The organism is Kosmotoga sp. DU53, from assembly GCF_001639905.1.
Lineage (GTDB): Bacteria > Thermotogota > Thermotogae > Petrotogales > Kosmotogaceae > Kosmotoga > Kosmotoga olearia.
On the sequence record NZ_JGCK01000070.1, the window covers coordinates 1 to 7,762 of the forward strand.

General features: G+C 43.4%; 5 protein-coding genes. All 5 read right to left on the minus strand.

Annotated features, from left to right (window positions below; translation table 11 throughout):
- Positions 1–54: 54 nt before the first annotated feature.
- Complete coding sequence (locus DU53_RS09400) at positions 55–822, minus strand: hypothetical protein (RefSeq protein ID WP_082853908.1); 768 nt, start codon at positions 820–822, stop codon at positions 55–57.
- 185 nt (positions 823–1,007) lie between these two features.
- Positions 1,008–1,889 (minus strand): ABC transporter permease, encoded by an 882-nt coding sequence (locus DU53_RS09405; protein WP_015869159.1) that lies wholly within the window; start codon positions 1,887–1,889, stop codon positions 1,008–1,010.
- Positions 1,886–2,923, minus strand: coding sequence for an ABC transporter permease (locus DU53_RS09410; protein WP_015869160.1), 1,038 nt, complete (start codon positions 2,921–2,923; stop codon positions 1,886–1,888). The genes DU53_RS09405 and DU53_RS09410 overlap by 4 nt, the downstream gene beginning before the upstream one ends.
- Positions 2,920–4,458, minus strand: coding sequence for an ABC transporter ATP-binding protein (locus tag DU53_RS09415; protein ID WP_015869161.1), 1,539 nt, complete (start codon positions 4,456–4,458; stop codon positions 2,920–2,922). The genes DU53_RS09410 and DU53_RS09415 overlap by 4 nt, the downstream gene beginning before the upstream one ends.
- 156 nt (positions 4,459–4,614) lie before the next feature.
- Positions 4,615–7,762 (minus strand): DNA-directed RNA polymerase subunit beta' (locus DU53_RS09420; protein ID WP_063728483.1); only part of this gene is annotated, 3,148 nt, incomplete at its 5' end.

The window sequence follows — 7,762 nt, forward strand, 5'->3', positions numbered from 1 at the left end:
AAACAGAAAACGGGGCTTGTTGGTATACAGACGACGATTGGTAGAACCGACAAACTACGCAAATCTGAGCGATGAAATTACGCAATTTTGATCGATGTTTTTTTGCATTTTTGGTTGATGTTGACAAACGGTTTCATCCAGGCGGCCGGCTTCAAAATCATACCCGATAGCTTTGAGTGCTCTTATAGAAAGTTTTTCCTGTGCCTTTTTCCCGAATCGGCCGTATAGAATTGAAGGATCGGTTTTTCCTTTCTGTTCAATTATTTCCCGTAGGAATGGGATGAGTTCCGCTTTCAATGTCTCTATGATTTTCTTTAGTTTTCTGGTTGTTATCCCCGGTTCATATTTATCTAATAGAGCATCATAAGGATTTTCTTTATAACCGTAGAGTTCTGCCATTTCGCGCAACATTTCAAGGAGTTCTTCAAGATAGGGTTGGAAGCTTTTGAAATCGTTGTTTTTCTTTGCCTGTTCCCAGACGGTTTCGCTCTTTGAAGCGGTAATGGTGAATTTCTGAAAGAGTTCCGGCGGAATGGCTTTTGCTTTTTCATATTCCCGCTTTGCGATTCTGACCATTGCTTTTTCGTTTTCGTCTAAACGGTTGAAGTTATCTTCTTTTTCGAGTTCCCTGATTATTTCACCCGTTTCGTCCGATATGAATTTTTTGAAAGCTATCGTAGAAAGGTATCCGATTGCTTCTGATCTTGTTCCGGCACTTTTTGGTGGCATGTAGGTTCTCTGGTCCCAGGCCATTGTTGCAACGGCTGCATTAATGAGTTCCAACTCTTTAGACAATGCTTTTAGTTTTTCCAAGGCGTCCACTCATTTCCCTCCTTTGAATCATTTGATTCGGTGTGAAAAGTTTAGAAGATATGATTCGGTGTGGTGAATGATTAGGTTTTGTACAATTTAATCTACGCTCATTAATTATAGCACCTGGTTCGCTAAACCAAGCGATTACTTACTATTCTGGCGCTTTTTAGGGATTAAGTAAGGTGTGCTTTGAGTCAACGTGACTTTTTTGTGGAAGCGGAGAACAAGGCCACGGAAATGAAGGTAACTATATACGGGATCGTTAGAAGGAGTTTCGGTGAGAATGTGGTAATAACCTGGAGTACGTTAGACAGTTCTGTCGCACCTATCATGATGATGGAAGCAGTCACGACGGGAAGAGGTTTTCCACGCCCGAGAAAAACAGCAACAAGAGCTATCCATCCCCTGCCGGCAGTCATGTTGCCAACAAAGGCTCCCAGCGGGAGAGAGAGGGAAGCGCCGGCGAGCCCGAAGAAAATTCCGGCGATAGTATAAGCTATGAGACGGGTTCGTACGATATTTATTCCAGAAGCGTAAGCGGTTTCTTCGTTCATTCCCACAGCCTGAATTCTAAGCCCTATCTTGGTCTTGTGAACTAAAAAATATACGATTGGAATCGAGATTATGGCAAGGTAATTGAGGATATTCAAATTGTTGAAAATTTCTCCCAGAGGTCCGAATTTGTCCAATATTCCGAAAGAGATTTGTCCGAGTTTCGGTATATTCAAAGGAGCAATGGTTCCTTTGCTGTGAAAGATTTCGACTGATAGGAAAACGGTTAATCCGGAAGCGAATATGTTGGTTGCCAACCCGACGATGAAAAGATTGGCTTTTAGTTTTTCAGTCAGGAAGATGGTTAAAAAGCCTAAAGAAATGGCTGACGCTACTGCAGATAATGTGCCAATCAGGAGGCGTTCGGAGATATAGGTCATCATAAAGCTGAAGAATGCGGAGAGAAGCATCATGCCCTCTATGCCTATGTTTAAGGCTCCTGATAATTCTGTAAATAGTCCTCCGAGCGCAGCAAAAAGGATAGGTGTTCCCGTGATTATAAAACCGTGCAGAAATTCCGTCATTTTTTCTCACGCCCTACTGTATATATTTCATAAAAGGCTCTGGCAGTTATGAAATAAAAAATTACCGATTGAACCACACGTGCAACTTCCGGTGTCAGGTCAGCTTGAAAGGAAGCTATTTGAGCTCCGGTGTCGAGATAAGCAAAGAATAAAGCTGAGGGAATGACAAGGAGAGGATTATTCCTGGCGATTAGAGAAACAGCTATGCCATTCCAGCCGTATCCTGCCGAAAACCCTCTTATTACCCTTCCCTGTATTCCTAGAACATCCACTATTCCACCAATCCCGGCGAGTCCCCCGCTCAAAAACATTGAAATGATATAGATGCTTCCAATCTTTATTCCAAGGTATCTGGCAAATTCCGGATCTTTGCCGGTTATTCTAAGATCGTATCCCATTCTTGTATGATATATGAACCAATAAATCAATATAGCAAAAAACAGCCCTATGAAAAAGCCTGTATGGAAGTCAGAAGGTGGCATAACTTTACTCAGCATGTAGTTGTCAGGTACCTTTGGGGTAGCAGCAAGGCCGGAGTAAAAATCCTGAAAGGGTCCTTCGACGATATAGTCGATCAATATGATGATCGCATTACCAGCTAAGAGAGAGGTGATTAGTTCATTTGCTCCTCTGGAAGATTTTAGCCAACCTGAAACACCAGCTAAAAGTCCTGACACGAGGAAACTTGTAAGAAAGATCAAAGGAACTACTCCGAATGGGAAAGCCCCCCCGAGTCTGACGGCGATGAAGGTTCCTGCGAGGGCACCGAGATAAACCTGACCTTCGACGCCGAGGTTGTATGTACCTGCTGAGAAGGCCAAGGATACCGCCAGCCCCGTAAAAATCAACGGTGTGGCACAGGCAAGCATATTGAAAAAGAAGTACTTACTGGTAAAGGGACTTATGAAGAATGAAAATAATGATTCTGACGGGACATCGCTCGTCAGGAGTATAATTATTATTCCAGCAATTATTGAGATTGATAGAACCGTTAAGGTGCCCAACAGGCTGGAAATTCTATCTCTTCTCTTCAAAATGTATCATCCTCCGGAAAATCGTTTCTTAGGCCTAACATGTATTCGCCTATGAGTTGCTTGGTAAGGTTTGTATTTGGTTTGTTGAACACAATTTTACCTTTATACATTACGATTATTCGGTCGCTGATTTTTAAGATCTCATCGAGATCACTGGAGACGACGAGAACGAACTTTTCATTTTTTAGTTTGAGCAATTTAGAATGGACATATTGAGAAGCAGCGGTATCCAATCCCCGGGTAGGTTCTGAAACGATCAAAACGTCTGGGTTGAGTTCGAGTTCTCTTGCTATTATGATTTTCTGGATGTTTCCGCCTGAAAGGTATTTTATCGGGAGTTCAAGTTCAGTTACGTTGATCGAATAGGTTTTGATAACTTCTTTTGCCCATTCCCGGAGCTCATGGTAATTCAGTAAGAATCCTGGTTCTTCGGAGTTTCTCAGTTTGTGAGCAATCAGGTTTTCGAGTACACTGCATTGCAAGCAACTTCCCACTCTCGTTCTATCTGAAGGAATGTAAGCAATTCCCAGCTCTCTTAACTTCCTTGGGGAAAGTCCAGTGATGTTTTTCCCTTTGAAAAGTACTTTTCCGGAGGTTATTTCTGCCATTCCGAACAATGCATTAACAAACTCTTCCTGACCGTTTCCTGAAACACCGGTTAGTCCAATGAGTTCACCGGCATATCCTTCTATGGAAACATTTTTTACAACATTGCTACCGGTTCCCGGATTTTTAACGCACAAGCCTTTTATTGAGAGAATAAGATTTTTTTCAGACTTCAACTCATGTTTCGTCTCTTTTGAAGAGGTGGTTCCTGACATGACAATGGAGATTTCCTTTTCGTTGAATTCTTTGTTATCAAATTTCCCGACAATACGTCCACGATTAAGAACGGTGATTTTGTCAGCGATTTCTTTAACTTCATTCAATTTATGAGTAACGAAAATAATAGTTTTTCCGGACGTTTTGAGTTCTCGCATGATTTTAAACAGACTTTCTACTTCTTGTTCCGTCAAAACCGCAGTTGGCTCATCGAGTATCAGAAGTTCGGCGTTTCTTACGAGAAGTTTTAGGAGCTCTACCTTTTGTTTTTCACCAACGGACAGTTGTGAGACACTGGAAAGCGGTTTGATGTCCAGATTGTACCGGCTGGAAATTTCTCTCACGATTTTTTCGGCTTTCCTACGGTCATAAATACCGAGCTTTCCAGGTTCTGTCCCCAGGAAGATGTTGTCGACAACGGTTAAATCCTCTATCAGCATAAAATGCTGGTGCATCATCCCGATGCCATGCCTATAAGCGTCCAGCGACGACTTAAGCTGCAATTTCTTTCCTTTGAAAATTATCTCGCCTTCGTCCTTTCTTTCTAATCCAGCGATAATCTTCATTAGGGTCGTTTTCCCTGCGGCATTTTCTCCGATAACAGCGTGAATAGTCCCTTTTTTCACCTTAAGGGTGACTTTATCCAGGGCAAGGACTCCTGTGCTTTTGTAGAATTTGCTGATATTTTTTACTGTAAGTAAGGCACCTTCCATAGAATTCACTCTCCCTGAATATCCTATCACATCACCCGTGCGATGATTTTTTCCAAAAACGCAAACATCGTGATATTAGAAGAATTGATAAGAATTTTTTTTGTGAAATAAAAAAGCGGGGAGAAAAGCTCCCCGCTTTTAGTTTTGTTGAGGTGATTATCCGACATCTTTTGCTTCTTCGGTTACTTCTCTTGCTTCTTCGATCTGGATGTTCGCGTACATATCCAGGCCTGTTCCAGCAGGTATGAGTTGCCCTACGATGACGTTTTCTTTTAAGCCGAGTAGATAGTCCACTTTTCCTTCCACAGAGGCCTCCGTGAGAACCTGCGGTGTCTGCTGGAACGATGCAGCGGATAACCAACCGTGGCTTTCGAGAGATGCCTTGGTTATTCTCAGCAGTCTGCGCCTGTATTTTATGGTTTCTTTCGGGTTTATCTGTATCGTTTTCTGTGGTATGACCAGTTCCGGGTCTATCTCTTCCAGAAGCTTCTGGTATTCGTCTTCAGTTACATCGTATATTGTTATTTCTTTGATACCCGTTTCTATTATTTTGTTCATGAGTTCTTCTGTTATGGGTTCTCCTTCAACGGCTATCTTTGTAACGTTTCCTTCTTCATCTTCGTCTAGAATCCTTCTGGCGAGCCTTCTGCCTATTACATATTCGCGGTTTTCCTCGACCTTCTTGTTGTCTTCCAGAATTTCGCGATTTATCTTTTTGACGTCCTGCAAGCTCAGAAGATCGCCTGGCAGATAGTCCGTGCTTCCGGGATCAACGACTTCCACCATTGATAGCATCTGGCGAATTATTAGCTCGAAGTGCTTGTCGTGTATTTCAACACCCTGCTCTGCGTAAACACGCTTGGTTTCCATGAGCAGGTACATGGCCGTTGGTATGACTCCGAGCTTTTCCATAAGTTTTCTTGGTCTTATTGTTCCTGTTGTAAGGGATTCACCTTTCAGTACCTTGTCTCCTACTTCGACCCTTGGCTTTATGACAGTGGATAGATCATGCTCCTTTATTTTCCCTTCCAGTGTTTCGATGTAGATCTTCTTTCTGCCCTTTTCGTCTGTTGCTATATCTTTGACAATTCCTTCTTCTTCAGCGAAGAGTGCTTCAGGATCCTTGAGTTTTTTACGTGCTTCGAACAGTTCTTCAGCTCTTGGAAGACCGCGTGTTATGTCAGCACCGGTAGCGATACCGCCGGTGTGGAAAGTTCTCATTGTCAGCTGGGTTCCTGGTTCACCGATCGACTGTGCTGCAACGATTCCAACGGCCTCTCCGACATTTACGATTTCGTGGTTGGAAAGGTCCATACCGTAACACATGGCACAGACACCGTGATCGGCATCACAGGTGAGTACTGACCTTATTTTTATAACTGGCCTGACTTCAACGGATGTGAAACCGTTGTCTACAAGTTTCTTTGCCGTGACAACATCTATCTTTTCCTGGTATTTTACGAGTACCGTACCGTTCTTATCCCTGAATTTTGGTCCTACATAGACTTTTCCAACGGCTGGATAGATGTCGAGCATTACTTCGCCAACTTCCAGTGTTTTGAGTTCGTGGAGTATGTCGCTTGTAAGCTGTGTTCCAGCTTTGAATTCTTTGTCTCCTATTTCTACATCTTCAGCCAATTCGGCGTAATAACCGAAATGCCCAACTTCGTTGAGATTTACTTTTTCTGTCTTTTTAACGGGAATAGTTTTTCTGAAACTCGCTACGAATTTGGCGTCTTCATCGCGTATCATTGTGTCTCGGATGTATTCTTTGCCGGAAACAGGGTTTTTAAGGACTTCGTTTGTTTCGGGATCGATGACGTCTTCAGCGAGGACACGGCCGAAGATGAAGTCCTCTAGCTTTTCTATGGTCACATCGTCAGCCATCATTTCGAAGGCTTCTATACCATTGCTGGTTCCACAATCCGGGGTTGTGATGGTAACACCCTGTGCTACGTCAACCAACCTTCTTGTCAGGTATCCGGCAAAGGAGGTTCTCAAAGCTGTATCTGCTGATCCCTTTCTTGCACCGTGCGTTGAGGTGAAGAATTCAAGTTCTGTAAGTCCATCACGGAAGTTGGAGATAATAGGTACTTCGATTGTTTTACCGGATGGATCTGCCATGAGACCTCTCATACCGGCGAGCTGCTTCAGCTGGTCAATGTTACCCCTGGCCCCGGAATCAACCATCATGAAGACAGGGTTGAATGGGTATTTCTTGAATTCATCGAAGGTTTTGCGCATCAGTTCTTCTGTGGTTTTTTCCCAGATCTTTATGATTTCCTGTGATCTGTCGAGTTCGTTAAGGAACCCTTTCCGGTAAAGGTCTTCGATTTTATCAACTTTCTTTCTGGCCTCTTCTATTATCTTGTCTTTTTCCGGATAGATGACGATGTCCCTTATGGATATCGTAAGACCACTGATGGTTGCGTAATGGAAGCCGAGTCTCATCATATCGTCGAGAAGATCGGCTGTTCTGTCTATACCGTACTCCTGGAAACACCTGTAAATCAAGTTTTTAATAGCCTTTTTGCCAAAGGTCGTGGAGTAATCTTTCAGGTCCTCAGGGAGTATCGCATTGAATATGATCCTTCCCACGGTGGTGAGGGTCAGATCACCCTTGTTTTCGTCGAGTTTAACGAGTATGGGTTCGTGCAGCTTTATGATTCCGATATCATATGCGAGTAACGCTTCGGCCTCTGAAGAGAATTTCCAGTTTATCTTTTCAAGGGCTTTTTCCCTTACACGTCTTCTGAGCTCAACGCCATCGATTCCCTGAGATTTTAGTTCTTCCTGGTATTTGTTCAACTTCTCCTCGAAAACCTTGTATTCGTGATCAACTGTGGTGAGGTAGTACACACCAACTATGATATCTTTTCCAGGCATTGAGATGGGTTTGCCGTTAGCAGGTGATATGACGTTGTACCTGCTGAGCATAAGAAATTTCGCTTCAGCCTGCGCTGCAGCAGATAGCGGAACATGAACAGCCATCTGGTCTCCGTCAAAGTCTGCGTTGAAAGGAGCACAAACCAGCGGATGGAGCTGTATGGCGTTACCTTCAACGAGCCTGGGTATAAACGCCTGAATGGATATTCTGTGCAGTGTTGGGGCCCTGTTCAGCAGAACAGGGTGCCCTTTTATAACGTCTTCGAGTACTTCCCAGGCTTCGGGCATTTCCTTTTCTATGATTGTCTTCTTTAGTTTTCTTGCGGTCTTGCTTGATTCACTTCCATGAAGCAATTTACCGAGAACGAAGGGCTTAAAGAGTTCCATGGCCATTCGTTTCGGGATACCACATTCGTGG